At 60.7% G+C, this 16,867-nt stretch carries 14 protein-coding genes and 1 tRNA gene; 13 read left to right on the top strand and 2 right to left on the bottom strand.

All coding sequences use genetic code 11. The annotated features are described in order from the left end of the window. Positions 1-168 precede the first annotated feature (168 nt). The 13 genes from AB8C10_RS05500 (at position 169) to AB8C10_RS05440 (ending at position 15,082) form a co-directional block, all read left to right on the top strand. A complete protein-coding gene (locus AB8C10_RS05500) occupies positions 169-408 on the top strand; it encodes a nucleoside-diphosphate sugar epimerase (RefSeq protein WP_070677334.1) in 240 nt (79 codons plus the stop codon). Between the two features lie 579 nt (positions 409-987). Then, positions 988-4,779, top strand: a complete 3,792-nt coding sequence (locus AB8C10_RS05495; protein WP_368867102.1) for an Rne/Rng family ribonuclease — start codon at positions 988-990, stop codon at positions 4,777-4,779. A gap of 496 nt (positions 4,780-5,275) precedes the next feature. Beyond that, entirely contained in the window at positions 5,276-5,587 is a 312-nt protein-coding gene (gene rplU / locus AB8C10_RS05490; RefSeq protein ID WP_005505764.1) for a 50S ribosomal protein L21, read from the top strand. A 40-nt stretch (positions 5,588-5,627) separates the two neighbouring features. Then, a complete protein-coding gene (gene rpmA / locus AB8C10_RS05485; protein WP_005505766.1) occupies positions 5,628-5,885 on the top strand; it encodes a 50S ribosomal protein L27 in 258 nt (85 codons plus the stop codon). A gap of 193 nt (positions 5,886-6,078) precedes the next feature. After that, complete coding sequence (gene obgE / locus AB8C10_RS05480) at positions 6,079-7,686, top strand: GTPase ObgE (RefSeq protein WP_314390197.1); 1,608 nt, start codon at positions 6,079-6,081, stop codon at positions 7,684-7,686. A 349-nt stretch (positions 7,687-8,035) separates the two neighbouring features. Next, complete coding sequence (gene nadD, locus AB8C10_RS05475; protein ID WP_070543680.1) at positions 8,036-8,785, top strand: nicotinate-nucleotide adenylyltransferase; 750 nt, start codon at positions 8,036-8,038, stop codon at positions 8,783-8,785. Further along, complete coding sequence (locus AB8C10_RS05470; protein WP_368867101.1) at positions 8,778-9,845, top strand: sulfite reductase subunit alpha; 1,068 nt, start codon at positions 8,778-8,780, stop codon at positions 9,843-9,845. Before nadD ends, AB8C10_RS05470 begins: the two co-directional genes overlap by 8 nt. A gap of 66 nt (positions 9,846-9,911) precedes the next feature. After that, entirely contained in the window at positions 9,912-10,349 is a 438-nt protein-coding gene (rsfS, locus tag AB8C10_RS05465; protein WP_005505774.1) for a ribosome silencing factor, read from the top strand. 252 nt (positions 10,350-10,601) lie between these two features. Then, a tRNA-Ala gene (locus AB8C10_RS05460) sits at positions 10,602-10,674 on the top strand. 112 nt (positions 10,675-10,786) lie between these two features. Then, positions 10,787-11,767, top strand: coding sequence for a cation diffusion facilitator family transporter (locus AB8C10_RS05455; RefSeq protein WP_368867100.1), 981 nt, complete (start codon positions 10,787-10,789; stop codon positions 11,765-11,767). Positions 11,768-12,050: 283 nt separating this feature from the next. Further along, entirely contained in the window at positions 12,051-13,451 is a 1,401-nt protein-coding gene (locus tag AB8C10_RS05450; protein WP_368867099.1) for a glutaminase, read from the top strand. 328 nt (positions 13,452-13,779) lie between these two features. After that, positions 13,780-14,766, top strand: coding sequence for a polysaccharide deacetylase family protein (locus AB8C10_RS05445; RefSeq protein ID WP_368867098.1), 987 nt, complete (start codon positions 13,780-13,782; stop codon positions 14,764-14,766). A 43-nt stretch (positions 14,767-14,809) separates the two neighbouring features. Then, complete coding sequence (locus AB8C10_RS05440) at positions 14,810-15,082, top strand: hypothetical protein (RefSeq protein WP_303976317.1); 273 nt, start codon at positions 14,810-14,812, stop codon at positions 15,080-15,082. A gap of 96 nt (positions 15,083-15,178) precedes the next feature. Here AB8C10_RS05440 and AB8C10_RS05435 read toward each other — a convergent pair whose 3' ends face one another. Together AB8C10_RS05435 and AB8C10_RS05430 are read right to left on the bottom strand one after the other, a co-directional pair. Continuing rightward, on the bottom strand, positions 15,179-15,733 hold the full coding sequence (locus AB8C10_RS05435; RefSeq protein WP_368867097.1) for an excalibur calcium-binding domain-containing protein: 555 nt from the start codon (positions 15,731-15,733) through the stop codon (positions 15,179-15,181). A 261-nt stretch (positions 15,734-15,994) separates the two neighbouring features. After that, a complete protein-coding gene (locus AB8C10_RS05430; RefSeq protein ID WP_368867096.1) occupies positions 15,995-16,747 on the bottom strand; it encodes a DsbA family protein in 753 nt (250 codons plus the stop codon). Positions 16,748-16,867: the final 120 nt, after the last annotated feature.

Genomic DNA, 16,867 nt, shown 5'->3' with positions numbered 1-16,867 from the left:
CCGGTGACCCGAGCCGTGAAGTCAGCGGGGAGGCGGCGCGGGTGCGTATAATGGTCAGGTATATTCATGAGCGGCATCAGCCGGGACCGCCCGCGGGTTTCACCCGCGGCGTCGGTTGCCTGCCGTTCTGCTGGACACTAGATTCTTGATACCCCTTCGAGGAGAACCGTGAAGACTACCGGAATTGCCGCAATGGGCGCTGCTGCCGTTATTTTTCTGACTGCCCTGCTGTTGCTGACCGCCGGTCACTTCTCGCTGCTGTGGGTGATTCTGCTGGTTGTTTCTCCGTTTGTTTTCATTCTGGGTGTTCCGTTCGCGACCGGTTCCGGTCCGGAGTACCTGCCGACCGACCCGAAGCTTGCTCAGCAGGCTCGTGAGGCGCGCGATGCGGAGCTGGGTCTGGACTAGTTCCTTCTCTGAAAGTTTTTTGAAGCCGGGTGGTGCGTAGTGGCACGCCCGGCTTTGCTGTACCCGCAATGCGTCCGCCGCAGAGTGCCCGCGGCAATGTGCCCGTGCATCCTGCCGGGAGGTGAAGCCCAGATAGGATGGGCGGGGTGGCTTAGAGGTACCCTCTACCGGGTATAATGGAACACGGTGTCTTGTGCGCCCCGCACGCGCATAAAGATCCCCACCAACGCATCGAGGGAGAGTACCCGAAGAGCGCCGGCTATAAGCCGCGGAGCATAACTGTCGCACCGCGCGGGCCGCCCGCCTCGGCGAAGAAACCCGAAGACCGGCAGGGCACCCAGGAAGGGTGTGAGCGTGCCGTGCTCGAGAGCGAGGTGGCTGTGACCGTCGCGGCGCGCTCTGCGTTCCGCCCGCTCGCCCCCTACGGCAGAAGCACTGAACGAGATAGTGCCCGGTAGCGCCGATGAACGCGCGCCGTAGGGTGAGGCTTGAGCCGCGGTGACAGCAACTAGGCTTTGCGCTGTATGCGCGCTGTTAAAATCCTTGCGGTGCGGAGCAGGGTGTAACGAAAGAAGATTAATGTCTGACGAGAAGAACGTCGAACTTGGGGTTTTTGAGGCGCTGAACGCCCTCGCGGAGGAGAAGAACGCCTCTGCAGAGACCCGTGAAACTCTGCGTAAGAATGTTCGTGAGAGCTCTGAGGCCCAGCAGGGCACTGAGCGCCGCCGTCCGGGTCGCCCGAAGAAGGAGAAGGCTCCTGAGGTTCCCCTGGAAGAGGCGATTGCGGCTGGCCTGACCAACCTGCGTAACGCTAAGGCTAAGCACGCGCCGGCACCGAAGGTTGCCGCTCCCGCTGCGTCTGAGACCGAGGTTGCTTCTGCTCTGGATAGCCTGTTTGAGGTTGCTGAGAAGAAGGCGGCTGAGCCTGCTGTCGTGGAGAACACCGCGAAGGTCGAGACCGTCGAGAAGACCGCGAAGGTTGAAGAGATCGCCAAGGTCGAGAAGGTTGCTAAGACCGAGACCGTCGAGAAGACCGCCAAGGTTGAAGAGATCGCCAAGGTTGAGGTCGTAAACCCCGCACCGGCTGAGAAGACTGAGGCTACCGCTGAAGTTACTGAGCAGAAGGCTGAAGAGCCTGCCGCTGAGCAGCCCGCCGAGGCTACTGCAGTTGCTGAGGAATCCGCAACCGAAGAGCCTGCACCCGAGGCACCCGCCGCAGAAGAATCTGCTGAGGAGCCCGCCGCTGAGGAGCCCGAAGTAGCTCCCGAACCCGTAAAGACCATTAGCGACCTGCAGCGCGAGAAGCTGCAGGAGCTGCGCTCGCGTACCCCCATGGGTGCGATGCCGCTGTTCATGGCGCCCGAGCCGGAGGAGCTGAGCGAGCTCGCTGTTGCCGCCAAGCTGGAGCGTGAAGCACGCCGCGCCGCTGCCGAGGAGCAGAAGCGTAAGGAGCGCATGGAGCGCCGCCGCGAGGAGGCTGCCGCTGAGGCTGAGGTGACGAGCCACCGTCGCCGTCGCCGTCGCCGCGGTACCGAAGATATTGAGATTGAGGGCGGCGTTGATGATGACGTTGAGACCGTCACCAAGGTGCGTGCGCCGCGCCTGGCTGACTCTCACGCATCCAACACCGTGACCGGTGTGCGCGGTTCTACCCGTCTGGAGGCGAAGCGTGTGCGCCGCCGCGAGTCCCGTTCGCTGGGCCGCCGCCGCCACATTGTGACTGAGGCTGAGTTCCTGGCTCGCCGCGAGTCCGTGGACCGTCAGATGCTGGTTCGTCAGAAGGACGGCCGCATCCAGATTGGTGTGCTTGAGGACGGCGTGCTGGCTGAGCACTTCGTGTCTAAGACTCAGCAGGATTCTCTGATTGGCAACGTGTACCTGGGTAAGGTTCAGAACGTTCTGCCCTCCATGGAAGCTGCGTTCGTTGACATTGGACGCGGCCGCAACGCTGTGCTGTACGCGGGCGAGGTCAACTGGGATGTTACCGGTCTGGACGGTGCGCCCCGCAAGATTGAGAACGCCCTGAAGCCCGGCGATTCGGTGCTGGTGCAGGTCACCAAGGATCCGATTGGTCACAAGGGCGCCCGCCTGACCAGCCAGGTTTCCCTGCCCGGTCGCTTCCTGGTGTACGTGCCGGGTGGTTCGATGACCGGTATTTCCCGCAAGCTGCCCGACACCGAGCGTGCTCGCCTGAAGAAGATTCTGAAGGACAAGCTGCCCGAGGGTGCTGGCGTGATTGTTCGTACCGCGGCGGAGGGTGCTTCTGAGGAGGAGCTGACCCACGACATTAACCGTCTGCGTGCGCAGTGGGAAGAGATTCAGGAGAAGGCTAACTCCCGCAAGGTGCTGGCTCCGGAGATGCTCTACCAGGAGCCTGACCTGATGATTAAGACCGTACGTGACGTCTTCAACGAGGACTTCACCGCGATGATTGTTCAGGGTGAGAACGCCTGGGATTCCATCGAGGCGTACGTGACCTACGTGGCGCCGGACCTGGTTTCCCGCCTGCAGCAGTGGGATGGCGAGGATGACCTCTTCGACCACTACCGCATCAACGAGCAGCTGGCGAAGGCTCTGGACCGTAAGGTGTACCTGCCTTCGGGTGGTTCGCTGGTGATTGACCGCACCGAAGCCATGACCGTGGTGGACGTGAACACCGGTAAGTTCACCGGTAGCGGCGGCAACCTGGAAGAGACCGTCACCAAGAACAACCTGGAAGCTGCTGAGGAGATTGTCCGTCAGCTGCGTCTGCGCGATATTGGCGGCATTATCGTCATTGACTTCATTGACATGGTGCTTGAGTCGAACCGTGACCTGGTTCTGCGTCGCCTGATTGAATGCCTGGGTCGTGACCGCACCAAGCACCAGGTGGCTGAGGTGACCTCGCTGGGTCTGGTTCAGATGACCCGTAAGCGTCTGGGTACCGGTCTGCTTGAGGTCTTCTCGGAACCCTGTGAGCAGTGCGCTGGTCGTGGTCTGATTGTGCATGATCAGCCGCTGAGCGGTCGTAGCGGTGGTGCGTCGGATTACATCCACCGTCACGAGCGTAATGACCGTAAGCGTGCCCGTGCGGCTGCCCGCGAGGATTCGCGTGACCAGCAGAAGCAGGATGCCCTGGAGTCGAAGAAGGCTGAGCGCCGTAACGCTATGGCTGCGGTGGCTGCCGCATCCGCTCAGGCTGATGAGGCTTCGGAGGAGACCACTTCGACCCGTAAGAAGCGTAAGCGTCGCAAGCGTTCGCGCCGCGCGGAGACCGCTGAGCTGTCTCTGGAGCAGGAGATTCAGGGTATTGCCGAGGCTGCCAGCGAGCAGGCTCACGCGGAGGTTGCTCAGCGTGAGGACAAGGTCGCTGAGGTCACCGAGGGCAACTGGATTGGCGAGCAGGGCGGTTTCTCCCTGGAGCAGCTGGCGAGCGCGTTCGACCGCGTGGAGGAGTCCGCTGAGGATTCCTCGAATGGCTCTGACCAGGAGCGTTCGGAGGACCGTTCTGAGGAGCGTCGTTCGTCCAAGCGTGGCGAGAAGAAGTCTTCTCGTAACCGCCAGCGCCGCGAGCTGACCGATGCGGATATTGCCGCTGTGGAGGATTCCGGCGCGGGTGCGCTGGAGGACGAGCACCACGTTGACCCGGAGCTCGACCCGCGTTTCAGCCGTTCCTCGGATCGTTTCGAGGCGATTCGCGCCGGTGAGGCGAAGGCTCGTGCTTCTCAGAAGGCTGGCCGTCTTGCCCGCACCGAGGGTGAGTCGTTCCGTTCGGGCCGTGAGGATCGTTCAGCGAAGCGTCAGGACCGCGAGCAGCAGAATGCTGAGGCAACCTCCGAGAAGGCTCAGGAATCCAAGCGTGTTGAGCGTGAGGACCTGCGCATTGAGGATGTCCGCGAGACTCCGCGTGCGTCCCGCCGCCGTGCTCGTCGTGCCGCTGATGAGAAGCGCGCCGAGAAGGCTGCTGAGCAGAGCATGGCATCTGAGCAGGCACCCGCAAAGGGTGATAAAGTTGAGAAGTCCGCGAAGGCTGAGTCTCGCCCGGTGGTAACCGGCGTGATTGGTGCTCCGGCTGTGACCGGTGTGATCGGTGTGATCGGTTCGGCTCCTGCCGCAGTTGAGGCTGAGGCTCCGGTTGAGGAGGCTCAGAAGCCTACGGCTCAGGTGCCCGGTTCGACCCCGCGTAAGCGTCGCACTCGCCGTGCGGCTTCGAGCGCTGGCGCTGGTGCTCAGGTCGTGACCGTGGACGCTTCCGAGCGTGCTGAGGGTTCCGTGGTTGCTTCCGCTTCTGTTGCGGATGTGGCTCCGGTGGCTGATGACGCTTCGGCTCCTGTCTTGTTCGGCATTGGCGTTGCCGCTGCCGATATTAAGCGTGAAGGTAAGGACGATTAGTCTTTAGCTTCCGATCATCGGAATTCCGATGGTGTGTATGTTGCGCCCCGGCGGGGTGGAGTAATCCACCCCGCCGGGGTTTTTATGCCCGGTTTATCTGCGGTGTATCTGCCGGGGTTGAGTAGTATCACGTGCCGACTTCGGGTGTTCCGAAAATTTATCTATTGCGCGGCGCGTAGATGATGCCGTATCCTTAAGGACTGGTGTTTATCTCAGTGAAGCCCTATCGACGCAGGGCCAGCGGGAGACACCGCTCCCACCCGCATCGTCTTCGGCGCGGTCGAGTATTCGGCAGAGTTTGGAACGTGCGGGAGAGAGACACCACCGGTGAGCCTCGCGTGTTGGCTTCGGCGGGCAATCCCGTCGGAACGCACGGGCCGTTCCTCCTTGTTCGCGGTTATTCGACTGGCGGGGGAGGGCGCACAGCAATGAAAGCGCAGGCTGCTCATTCGTGTGAGATCCAAGAAGCAAGTTGTCGAGAAAAGTGAGTCCCATAGTGGCATACGCGATTGTACGCGCTGGCGGCCGCCAGGAGAAGGTTTCCGTAGGCGACCTCGTTACCCTTGACCGTGTTGCAGGCGAGCCCGGCAGCACCATCGAGCTGCCCGTGCTGCTGCTCGTCGACGGTGACAAGGTCACCGCTGACGCAAAGTCCCTGGCTTCCGCCAAGGTTGTTGCTGAGAAGGTTGAGGACCTGCGCGGTCCGAAGATCGTTATTCAGAAGTACAAGAACAAGACCGGTTACAAGAAGCGTCAGGGCTTCCGCGCCGAGCTGACCACCGTCAAGATTACCGCTATCAACGCGTAATTAAGACGACCGGAATTCAACCCTAAGGTAGGAATACAGAATGGCACACAAGAAGGGCGCAAGCTCCACCCGTAACGGCCGTGACTCGAACCCCCAGTACCTCGGTGTTAAGCGCTACGGCGGCCAGTCCGTCAACGCAGGCGAGATTCTCGTTCGCCAGCGCGGCACCCACTTCCACCCCGGCCTGAACGTTGGCCGCGGTGGCGACGACACCCTGTTCGCTCTGGCAGCAGGCACCGTCGAATTCGGTACCCGCAAGGGCCGCAAGGTCGTTAACATCCTGGCAGCAGCTGAGTAATACTCACCGCTAGGGCAGAGGGGGTAGGCGTTAGTCTACCCCCTCTCGCTATGACCTCGAATGCCGTGGACGCCCGTGCTGGGCTCCACGATGAGGCGCACCCCAACCCGGTCGCGCCTGCCGCCGCATCCGCAGCATGATGGGTGTGTGCCGTGCGGTGGCGAAGTGAAGATGTTCAAGATAAGGAGAACCCGTGGCAGAGTTCGTGGACCGCGTGGTCTTGCATGTATCTGGCGGTCGCGGAGGTAACGGCTGCGTCTCCGTGCGACGTGAAAAGTTTAAGCCCCTGGGCGGCCCTAACGGCGGTAATGGTGGTAATGGTGGCGCGGTGATTCTGCGCGTGGATAACCAGACCACGACCCTGTTGGAGTACCACCACAGCCCGCATCAGCACGCCCCGAATGGCGATATTGGTCGTGGCGATATGCACCACGGCTTCAACGGTGAGGATCTGGTCCTGACCGTGCCGCAGGGTACTGTGGTGAAGGACCGCGAGGGTAATGTTTTGGCTGACCTGCTGCGTGTGGGCGACGAGTATGTTGCTGCGCGTGGCGGTATGGGCGGTCTGGGTAACGCTGCGTTGGCTTCGGCTAAGCGTAAGGCGCCTGGTTTTGCTCTGTTGGGCACCCCCGGTGAAGAGGCTGATATTGTTCTGGAGCTGAAGTCCATTGCGGATGTGGCTCTGGTGGGTTACCCCTCGGCGGGTAAGTCTTCGTTGATTGCTGCGATTTCTGCGGCGCGTCCAAAGATTGCTGATTACCCGTTCACCACCCTGATCCCGAACCTGGGTGTGGTGCAGGCGGGCGATGTTCGCTACACCGTGGCGGATGTTCCGGGTCTGATTGAGGGTGCTTCGGAGGGCCGCGGTCTGGGTCACCGCTTCCTGCGCCATGTGGAGCGTTCTTCGGCTCTGGTGCACGTGATTGACTGTGCAACTCTGGAGCCGGGCCGCGACCCGATTAGTGACTTTGAGGTGATCCGCGGCGAGCTGCAGAACTATGAGGTTGACCCGACTGCGGGTGTGACCGTGCCGCTGCATGAGCGTCCGCAGATTGTGGTGCTCAATAAGATTGACGTTCCTGAGGCTCGTGAGCTGGCTGAGTTTGTTCGCCCCGAGTTTGAGGAGATGGGCTTCAAGGTCTTCGAGATTTCGACGGCTTCCCATGAGGGTTTGAAGTCCCTGATCTTTGCGATGGCAAAGCTCGTGGAGGAGGACCGCGTGGCTCGTGCCGCTGCCGAGAAGGAAGCGGAGCGCGTGGTTGTTGAGGCTCCTGTGGTTCGCCCGAAGGGCTTCCGCGGTAAGAAGAAGCAGGAGTTCATTATTCGCCGCGAGGAGCGTAACCTTGAGCCGCTGTTCCGCGTGATTGGTGAGAAGCCTGAGCGTTGGATTCAGCAGACTGACTTCAATAACGATGAGGCTGTCGGCTACCTGGCGGACCGCCTGGCGCGCCTGGGTGTTGAGGATGAGCTGTTCAAGGCTGGTGCTCGCGCCGGTGACGCCGTGGTGATTGGTGAGAACGACAACTCGGTCATCTTCGATTGGGAGCCGACCATGGTCGGCGGTGCCGAGCTGCTGTCCTCCCCGCGTGGTACGGACGCTCGTCTGGAAGAGATCATTCGCCCGACTCGTGCGCAGAAGCGTGTGGAGTACAAGGAGCGTATGGACGCGAAGGCGGAGGCTCGAGCCGAGCTGGAGTCCGAGCGTGTTGCAGGCGTGTGGACCGAGTCGGTCGAGTACCGCAAGAAGCTGAAGGAAGGCAAGGTCGACGAGAATATCGACATGCCGAACGTTGACGACTAATAGCTGAGCGTTAGCTGTTGCCCGGCTGAGGCTTGGTTGTTAGGTATTGGCGCCGCGTGCCGGGGTTCGCTCCGGTGCGCGGCGCTTTCTTTTGTTTTCTGCGCCGTCTCTTGCGCCGGTTTTGCGCGCCGGAACATGCGGATGGGCGTGCTGGCTGGGTATTCCACTGGCGGCTTAGCTCACCCCCGTCATTTCGGTGTTTTTGACCGTAAGAAGGTAGCATAGAGGGGAATGTACGCGGGCACCGTTTTCGGTGTTGCGTACCTTCTGTGTACCTGCCCGCATCCGCGCCTGTGGCGGCTCCCAAGTTGCCGTGGTGCGGTCTCTGTCCCCAGCAAGGACGGCATTTGTGACTGACCAGCCTGTTCACCTTGATTTTGGTGCTCCGAGCACCGAGTCGATTCCCCCGCGCACTCCCGGTCGGGTGCGTCTGGGCGTGATGGGTGGAACCTTTGACCCGATTCACCACGGACACCTGGTGGCAGCTAGTGAGGTTGCCGCCGTGTTCGACCTGGATGAGGTTGTGTTTGTTCCGACCGGTCAGCCCTGGCAGAAGGTGGGGGAGCGGCACGTGAGTGACGCTGAGCATCGCTACCTGATGACGGTGATTGCGACCGCGTCGAACCCTCGTTTTACGGTGAGCCGTATTGATATTGACCGTGGCGGCGCCACCTACACCTTTGATACGCTTAACGAGCTGCGCGCCCTGCGCCCGGATGCTGACCTATTCTTCATTACCGGTGCGGACGCGATCAGCCAGATTATGACCTGGCGCAATGCCCATAAGCTGTGGGATTTGGCGACTTTTGTGGGTGTGACCCGCCCCGATCATGAGCTGGATCCGCCGCTGGCAGAGGGTCGTCATATTACGACCCTGAAGATTCCTGCGATGGCGATTTCTTCGACCGATATTCGTCGCCGCGCAGCTGAAGACGCCCCCATCTGGTACCTGGTGCCCGATGGTGTGGTGCAGTACATTGCTAAGTACGGCCTGTACAAGAAGGACGCCTTGACGGCGTACCGTGACGGCTTGCCCCGCGTGAAGGATGAGTCTGGGCAGGCACCCCAATCGACGAATAATGAGGGAACACATGAGTGAAGCTACGGGTTCGAAGCCCTATAGCGAGGACGAAGCGTACCTCTACGAGACGTACGTGACCGAGGACGGCATTGAGGTACCGCCGCCTACTAAGGTGATGGGTCCGCGCCGTCTTGCCCGTTACCGTGAAGAAGTTGCCGAGTACCTGCGTGCGAACCGCCGCGGTGAGCCCGCGAAGCCTGTTGCGAACATGGGCTCCGTGATTCATACGGACGCTATTGACCCGCAGGTTTTGGCTGTTCAGCGTCGTTTTGCGGCGTTGGCGGCTCAGGGCAAGATTGACACTGAGGCGAACGATGAGGAGAAGCTGCATGAGCCTGCTCCTCTGACCAGTAGCCTGCGTGTTCTTCGCCCCGAAGAGATCGCGCAGAACCGTGTGGATGCGACTAGCCCCTCCGCGGTGGATAACCCGATGACTTCTTCAATCCCGGTCATTGCCGTGGTTAAGGAGGAGAAGCCGGAACCCGAGCTGCACCAGTACTTGGTGCGCGATGAGCCGAAAGTTGAGGAGCTGGACAGCTCTGACGTTGAGGCTGAGCAGACCGAGGTTGCTTCCATTGAGGAAGAAGCCGTTGAGATTGCTGAGGTTGAAGAGTCTGCTGACGAGCTGCCCACCCGCGTGAGCGCGGTGGACGCGCAGGGTCTTGACCTGAGCGTGCTGGATAGCGCCTCCGCTGGTGACACCGTGGATTCGGTGGACGGCGACCCGACTGTTGCTCTGAGCCCGGATGAGGTGGAGGAGCTGCTGCAGCGCATGGTGGATCGTCAGGATCCCGAAGAGTCGGCTGCTCTGGTTGAAGAGGTTACCGAGGACGCTGAAGAGTCTGAGGAAGCCGCGAAGGATGCAGAGTCCAAGGTTGCTGATTCTAAGGTTGCTAAGTCCAAGTCTGCTCCGGTACCTTCCGCTGAGGCTTCCAAGGAGTCCGCTTCTAAGGGCGCTGTTGAGAAGGCTGAAGAGGTTCTGCAGCCTGCGCAGAAGGCCTCCCTGGCGTGGCTGTGGATTGTGCTGTTGCTCGCCCTGGTCGTTGTTGGTCTGATTATGATTTTTGGCCCTAAGTAGGCCGTGAACAATGCACCCCTGTTGCGGGTGCTGCCGGCGGGTGTTCTGCCGGCAAGGAAGGAAAATATGACTGCTGCACAGTCCTCGATTGAGGCTCTGCGCATTGCCGCCCGCGCTGCGGAGGAGAAGCAGGGAACGAACCTGTTCGCTGTGGATGCATCCGACGCGATGGGTCTGATTGATGGCTTCCTGGTGGTTTCTGCCCACAATGAGCGCCTCGTAAACGCTGTTGCGGATGAGGTTGAGGACGCTCTGCGTGAGCAGGCTGACCTGAAGCCGGTCCGCCGTGAGGGTCGTTCCTCGGGTCGTTGGATTCTGCTGGACTTCGGCGATATTGTCGTGCACGTTCAGCATGAGGAGGACCGCGAGTTCTACGCTCTGGATCGTCTGTGGGCTGAGGCTCCGCGTATTGAGCTGGGCGTTGAGAACGAGGCTCCCTTCGACATCGAGGGTGAGACTGAGGAAGATGCTGCACGCATCATTCCCGCTCAGGATGAGGCGTAGGCTTCCGCTTGATTTTTAGCTGATGAGGGGTGGGCTCTGCTGGCACTGTCGGTGCCGCGGGGTCTGCTCCTTTCGGCGTGTTTGGCCGGCGTGTTGACCTGCATGTCGAGGGTGTTTCTGCCTGCCCGGTTGCCTTTTCTCCTTGCCCGGTTATCCCGAAACTTTTTTGGTTGTGGGTGCGCTGGTTTGCATCGTTGTCCGTGGTGTGTGTAATATATTCATGTTGCCTCGTTGAGGTCACTAACAGAATATGGGGATATGGCGCAGCTGGTAGCGCACCTGCATGGCATGCAGGGGGTCAGGGGTTCGAGTCCCCTTATCTCCACGTTTTCCTCGGTTGAGGAGCTTGTCGCCCGGTTCTTGTGAATCGGGCGATTTTGCTATCCACTGATAACTCTCGATAGTCAACAACGCAGTTCATAGTTGAGGAGTAGCGCATGGGAGCGCACGCACATCACGGCCACGGCGGGCATCACGGGCATCACCATGGGCACGACCATTCGCATGCCCCGAGCCCGGAGGACGCCGCCTCGATGCGTCCGCGTCTACTGATTGCGTTCAGCTTGGCGGTCGTTATTGTGTTGGCGCAGGCGATTGGTTCGCTGGTCACGGGAAGTCTCGCGCTGTTGACTGATACGGCGCACGCCCTGGCGGATGCCTCCGGTCTGCTGGTTGCGCTCACGGCGGCTTCGCTGATGACGCGCCCGGCAACGTCCCGCCGCACGTGGGGTTTTCGCCGTATTGAGGTGCTGGCGGCGCTGGGCCAGTCGGTGCTGCTGCTGGCGGTGGGTATCTACACGGCGGTTGAGGGTGTGCATCGCCTGTTCGCCCCGCCGGAGGTGCCCGGCACCGAGCTGCTGATTTTCGGTGTGGTCGGCCTGGTGGCGAACGCTATCGGCATTGCGGTGCTGGCTACGGCGAGGAACGCAAACTTCAATATGCGTGCCGCATTCCTGGAGGTGCTCAATGATGCCCTGGGTTCGTTGGGCGTGATTGTGGCGGCTATCGTGATTTGGTTGACCGGCTTCTACCAGGCGGACGCCCTTGCCGGCCTGTTCATTGCGGCGCTGATTGTGCCGCGTGCGATGCGTCTGATGAAGCAGACGACCGCGGTGCTCATGGAGTTCACCCCGGACGGCCTGGACCTGGACGCGATGCGTGAGCACATGCTCCGCGTTGAGGGCGTGGTGGAGGTGCACGATGTGCACGCTTCGATGGTGGCGACCGGTCTGCCGGTGGTGACCGCGCACGTGGTGGTTGCAGATTCTTGCTTCCACGACGGGTCTGCGGTGGCGATTCTGGACCGTATTCGCTCATGCGTGGCGACCCATTTTGAGGTGTCGGTGGAGCACTCAACCTTCCAGCTGGAGACCGCCGAGCTGGGCGGTCGCGAGCCGGCTTCGATTCGCCACCCGTAAGCCACCTGAAAACCTTGCGTGTATGATTTCTGCGGGTTGAAATAGCGGGGAGAAGTGACCGTTATATTTGGTGGCTTCAACACGCAAAAGATACACTCTTTAGGGAGCAAAAGGTGCTCCTCACCCACACACTTTGACAGGCTCACCGGCAGGCTCTTTAGAATGGCCGCCGCGGTAGTCTGCAATGATGAGTGCCTCAGCCGAGCTGAAACGGAACAGCGGGCGGGCGCATCCTGGAATTTTTGACGAGAACAACCACGATTAGCAGCAGATACGGAACACTATGCATTCACCTATTGCCACTTACCTGACCGAGACCCTCGAGTCGGTCGCTTCTGATACCTCCGGTGAGTTGGCAAACTACATTCCGGAACTTGCCGCCGTGGACCCGGACAAGCTTGCCGCGTCCATCGCCATGGTTGATGGTGAGCAGTACGCCGCCGGTGACTCCGATGTGGAGTTCACGATCCAGTCGATTTCTAAGCCGTTCGTGTACGCCCTGGCGCTCGCGGACCGCGGCTATGATGACGTGCTTGCGAAGGTGGGCGTGGAGCCTTCCGGTGAGCCGTTCAACGAGCTGTCCCTGGAGGACGGCTCCGGTAAGCCGCTGAACCCGATGATTAACGCGGGCGCGATTACCACCCATTCGCTGGTTGGTCCTCCCGGTGCGACTCAGGGCGAGCGCATGGAGCGCGTCATTTCTGGTCTGTCTGCGTTTGCGGGTCGCCGCCTGTCGGTGAATGAGCGCGTGTACGAGTCTGAGCTGGAGCACGCGCACCGCAACTACGCGATTGCGCACATGCTGCGCGGCCACGGCATCCTGACCGGTGACCCGACTGTGGCGGTGCAGGGTTATACCCGCCAGTGCTCGCTGATGGTGACGGTTAAGGATTTGGCGTTGATGGCGGCGACTTTGGCGAACTACGGTGTGCATCCGGTGACGGGTGAGCAGGTGGTTCCTAAGACTGTGGTGCGTCAGGTGCTGAGCGTCATGTTCACGTGCGGTATGTATAACGCTGCGGGTGACTGGGCGACCCAGGTGGGTGTTCCGGCGAAGAGCGGCGTGGGCGGCGGCATTATTGGTGCGGTGCCCGGTCAGCTGGGCGTGGCGACGTTCTCGCCGCGTCTGGACGGTCACGGTAACAGTGTGCGCGGTGTAGAGCTGTTCGAGCAGTTCTCTGATGACATGGGCATGCACGTGATGAACGTGCCGACCGTGGCTCGTTCGGCGTTGCGCGCGAACTACCAGATCGGTTCGGGCGATGAGTCTATGCGACTGATTCAGTTGCAGGGTCGTATCCGTTTTGCGGGTGTGGAGCGCGTGATTCGTGAGATTGTGGAATCCCCGATGGAGGGTTCGAAGGTCGCCCTGGATGTGACGCGCGTGTACGCGGTGGATGAGGTCGCTCAGAGCATGCTCCTGGAGCTGATGCGTCGCCTGCGGAATGACGGGTACAAGGTGTACCTGATTGATAACGACGAGACAATCACGAATACGGATGCGCTACGCAGCATGGGTGTGAAGGTTCTGACGAACCCGGCGGCGGTGACTTCTGCTGAGTCGGATGCTGAGCGTGTGGCTGAGGCAGACGCCGAAGAAGCTGCGGAGGCTGCAGCTCTGGAGGCGCTGAACGCTCTGGATTCCGCTAAAGCGGAGCAGCCGGAAGCTCCGGAGTCCGAGTAGGTTTCACTCCGCGTACTTGGTTGTACGATTGTGTGAACTTATATATTGAGGCCCCTTTCCCGGGCGCGTTGTGAACGCGTTCTGGGGGAGGGGCCTTGCTGTACTTAGAACTGCACCTTGCGCTGTAGCTGGAGCTGTACTTGAATCTATACCTAGAGCTGTACCTGGGATTATCCGGCGTGCGGGTAGCTTAGTGTACTGAGCGTGGTCTTCGGTGAGTGAGGGGACTGAAAGTGCATAAAGGTTCTTTAATAGCGCCGTTGTTAATCATTAAGTAATATTTTGAATTTTTCGATAGCTGACGGCGGTCTCATCATACACTCGTAATATGAACACTGTTCCACACTCAGAAACACCTATCGCTCCTCGTCAATCCGCTATTACTGACCCCACCGCTGACCGGGCGGTGGTGGGTGCTTCTGCCCGCGCCTCCATGGGGCGACGGGAACTCTTACAACACGTTGGTACCTTTGGTCTAGGCGCGGTGAGCTTCGGCGTGCTGGGTCTTGGCCTCACCGGTTGCACCCCATCGAGCAGCCCGTCCGGTAGTGCGTCGGCGAGCCCTTCTTCGACCCCTTCGGCAAGCTCGGCGGCTGCTCCTTCCACATCTGGCTCCGCATCGGGTTCTGCATCCCCGACCGCCGCGGCGTCTAAGACGGCTTCTGCGACTGCGACCTCGTCGACCCCGGTTCCCGAAGCTCGTGCCTGGACTGGCCCGCAGACCGGCCTGCCGGGTGAGGGCAAGTACATTGCGTGGACGGTCGATGACGGTGCCGACCCGGAGGTGGTGCGCGCCTACGCGGAGTTCGCACACCGTACCGGCACGCGCCTCACCTTCTTTATCAACGGCCAGTACCCGGCGTTTAGGCAGCATCGTGACCTGTTGCTTCCGCTGGTAAAGAGCGGCCAGCTGCAGATTGCGAACCACACGTATAGTCATGCGGCGTTGACGAGCCTGACGGATGAGCAGATTGTCCAGGAGTTGACCCGTAATGATGAGGAGATTAGGCGGCTGTTTGGGGTGTCTTCGAAGCCGTATTTCCGCCCGCCGTACGGGTATTATGATGCGCGCGTGTTGGCAGCTGCGGCGTCGTGTGGTTTTACGCGCCCGGTGTTGTGGTTTGGGTCGTTGGCGGATTCGTCTAATATTTCTTCGGCTGAGGTGTACGCCTATGCGGAGAAGTATGCGTTGGCTCAGCATATTGTGATTGGGCATTTGAACTATCGGGGTGTGGTGTCTGAGCTGGACCGTATTCGGGCGTTGTTGGATCGGCGCGGGTTGAAGACGGTGACGATTCGCGACTATTACGGGTAGTGTGGGGGAGTCCCGGTGGGGTCTGGTGGGTATACTGGGAGGCATGACGAAGCTTCCTCAGAACCCTATTCTTCGGCAGGTGCACCGCTTCCGTGAGGCGTTGCTGTTTTTGCTGTATTACACGGTCTCTTTTCAGGGTGTGCGTTGGATGCGTGCCCGCCACCCGCGCCTGGCGACGGCGTGGTCGGTGACCCTGTGGGTGAAGATGGTGTTGCGTGGTATGGAGCAGGTGGTGCGTATGCTGGTGCCGGTCCTGCAGGATGCGGAGGCGCGCCGTGCCCGTGCTGAGCGTGCCCGCGCCTACCAGCCGCGCTAACCTCACAGGCTGAGCTGACAGAACGAAGCTGATACGACGAAGCCCCCTCGTACTAGAAATAGTACGAGGGGGCTTCGCTATATCTGAGGTAGAAACTTAGTGCTTCTTCTTTGGCTCACACGCCACGCCGTCACCATCAGAATCAAGACCAGGACGGTAACCCGGCTCGCCACGATGCAACGGCGCCGCACCAGCTGCACGTACCGCATCACAATTCTTGTAATAAACACTCGACTGCGCCGGAGCCTGCTGAACCGGCTGCGCGGGAGCTTGCTGAGCGGGAGCCTGCGCGGGCGCCTCCGTAGCTACCGGAGCCTGCTGCACCGGCTGAACGGGAGCCTGCTGCGCGGGCGCCTCAGAAACCGGAGCTGCCGGCGCCGCCACAGAAGGCGCCTCAGCCGCCGGTGCCTGGGACGGAGCCTGTACGGGAGCCTCAGTCGTCGGAACTGGCGACGGGGTTTCCGTCGGGGTAGGAGACTCCGAAGGAGACGCAGACGCACTCGGCGTCGAAGAAGCAGTAGGGGAAGCCGAAGCAGAGGTCGACGATGACGCAGACGGCGTAGACTTCGGAGCACGAACAGACGAAGAGCAACCAGTCAGCAACAGGGCACCCGCAAGAACACCAGCGGTCGCGGCGTGAATTTTCAACACAATATTCCTTTAAAAGTGAGTGGACAAGCGTGTTCACCGTAGAACACACACTCAAGTGTAAAGGAAAACAGCCCCACCCGCAGGCAATATTGAGCCCCCAAACATTCCGACAAGGGAAGACGTAACGTGTGGGCATAGCAAAGCCCCCTTGCCCCGGTTCAACCAAGAACCGGGACAAGGGGGCTTCGCTATACCTGGGGCTGCATTAGCCAGGGGTGCTAGGGGGGAGTAGCACCCCAGCCGCGCCTCGCTCAGCGGCTACTAGGAGCAGTCGCCGTTCACATCGCAGGACGGACCCGGCTCCGCAGTGCCAGTACCAGCGCCATTACCCGCAGCGTCACCAGCCGCGCCCGCCAGCGGGTTCAAAAACTCAACACGGTGAGTCTCCTCCCACACCTGACGCAGCGCCTGCACCAGCATCTTCGCAGGCTGCGCACCACTCACCGCCCACTTCGACTCAATCAAAAAGAACGGCACACCATTAATGCCCAGCTGACGCGCCAACTGCTCATCGGCACGCACATCCGCCGCGTAACGGTCGCTCTTCAACACCGCCTCAACCTCGGCGGTATCCAGACCAATCTCAGAAGCAATATCCAGAATCGACTCGTGATCCTGCACCGAACGGCCCTGCGTAAAGTACGCCAGCTTAAACGCCTCCTGCGCCGCCGACGCTAAACCCTGCTCCGCCGCATAATGAATCACACGGTGCGCATCAAACGTGTTACCATACCGCGCCTGCCGCCAATTGAAATCCAAACCCACCTCGCGGGCGCGCTCCGCCAACGACTCCTGGCTCGCAATCGCCTGCTCCAACGGCATCTGATACTTACCGGCAATCAGCTCAGGTAGCGAACCTGCAGGATGCTCCGTAGCCGACGGGTCCAGCTCAAAACTATGCCACACCACCTCAACCTCGTCACGGTGCTCAAACTCGGCGAGCGCCAGCTCCAGGTTACGCTTGCCCACGTAGCAGAAGGGGCACACAATATCGGACCAAATATCAATACGCATGCTATCTATTCCTCTCACACTCGGATGCGGCACACTGCCGCCACTATACGCTCACCTAACGCCCCGGATGCCGTACTTATTCCCGCGCTTATTCCCGCCGGGCACAGCAAAGCCCCCTCG

Origin of the sequence: Rothia mucilaginosa, from assembly GCF_964210535.1 — a bacterium.
Lineage (GTDB): Bacteria > Actinomycetota > Actinomycetes > Actinomycetales > Micrococcaceae > Rothia > Rothia mucilaginosa_F.
The sequence above is the reverse complement of the archived record's forward strand: the minus strand, read 5'-3'. Positions and strand labels throughout refer to the sequence as shown.

Excerpts from the sequence above, each read along its gene's own strand:
- AB8C10_RS05430 (WP_368867096.1), bottom strand. The coding sequence starts at position 16,747 with ATGCGTATTGATATTTGGTCCGATATTGTGTGCCCCTTCTGCTACGTG.
- AB8C10_RS05450 (WP_368867099.1), top strand. The coding sequence starts at position 12,051 with ATGCATTCACCTATTGCCACTTACCTGACCGAGACCCTCGAGTCGGTC.
- AB8C10_RS05440 (WP_303976317.1), top strand. The coding sequence starts at position 14,810 with ATGACGAAGCTTCCTCAGAACCCTATTCTTCGGCAGGTGCACCGCTTC.
- AB8C10_RS05445 (WP_368867098.1), top strand. The coding sequence starts at position 13,780 with ATGAACACTGTTCCACACTCAGAAACACCTATCGCTCCTCGTCAATCC.
- rpmA (WP_005505766.1), top strand. The coding sequence starts at position 5,628 with ATGGCACACAAGAAGGGCGCAAGCTCCACCCGTAACGGCCGTGACTCG.
- AB8C10_RS05470 (WP_368867101.1), top strand. The coding sequence starts at position 8,778 with ATGAGTGAAGCTACGGGTTCGAAGCCCTATAGCGAGGACGAAGCGTAC.
- rsfS (WP_005505774.1), top strand. The coding sequence starts at position 9,912 with ATGACTGCTGCACAGTCCTCGATTGAGGCTCTGCGCATTGCCGCCCGC.
- AB8C10_RS05495 (WP_368867102.1), top strand. The coding sequence starts at position 988 with ATGTCTGACGAGAAGAACGTCGAACTTGGGGTTTTTGAGGCGCTGAAC.
- AB8C10_RS05455 (WP_368867100.1), top strand. The coding sequence starts at position 10,787 with ATGGGAGCGCACGCACATCACGGCCACGGCGGGCATCACGGGCATCAC.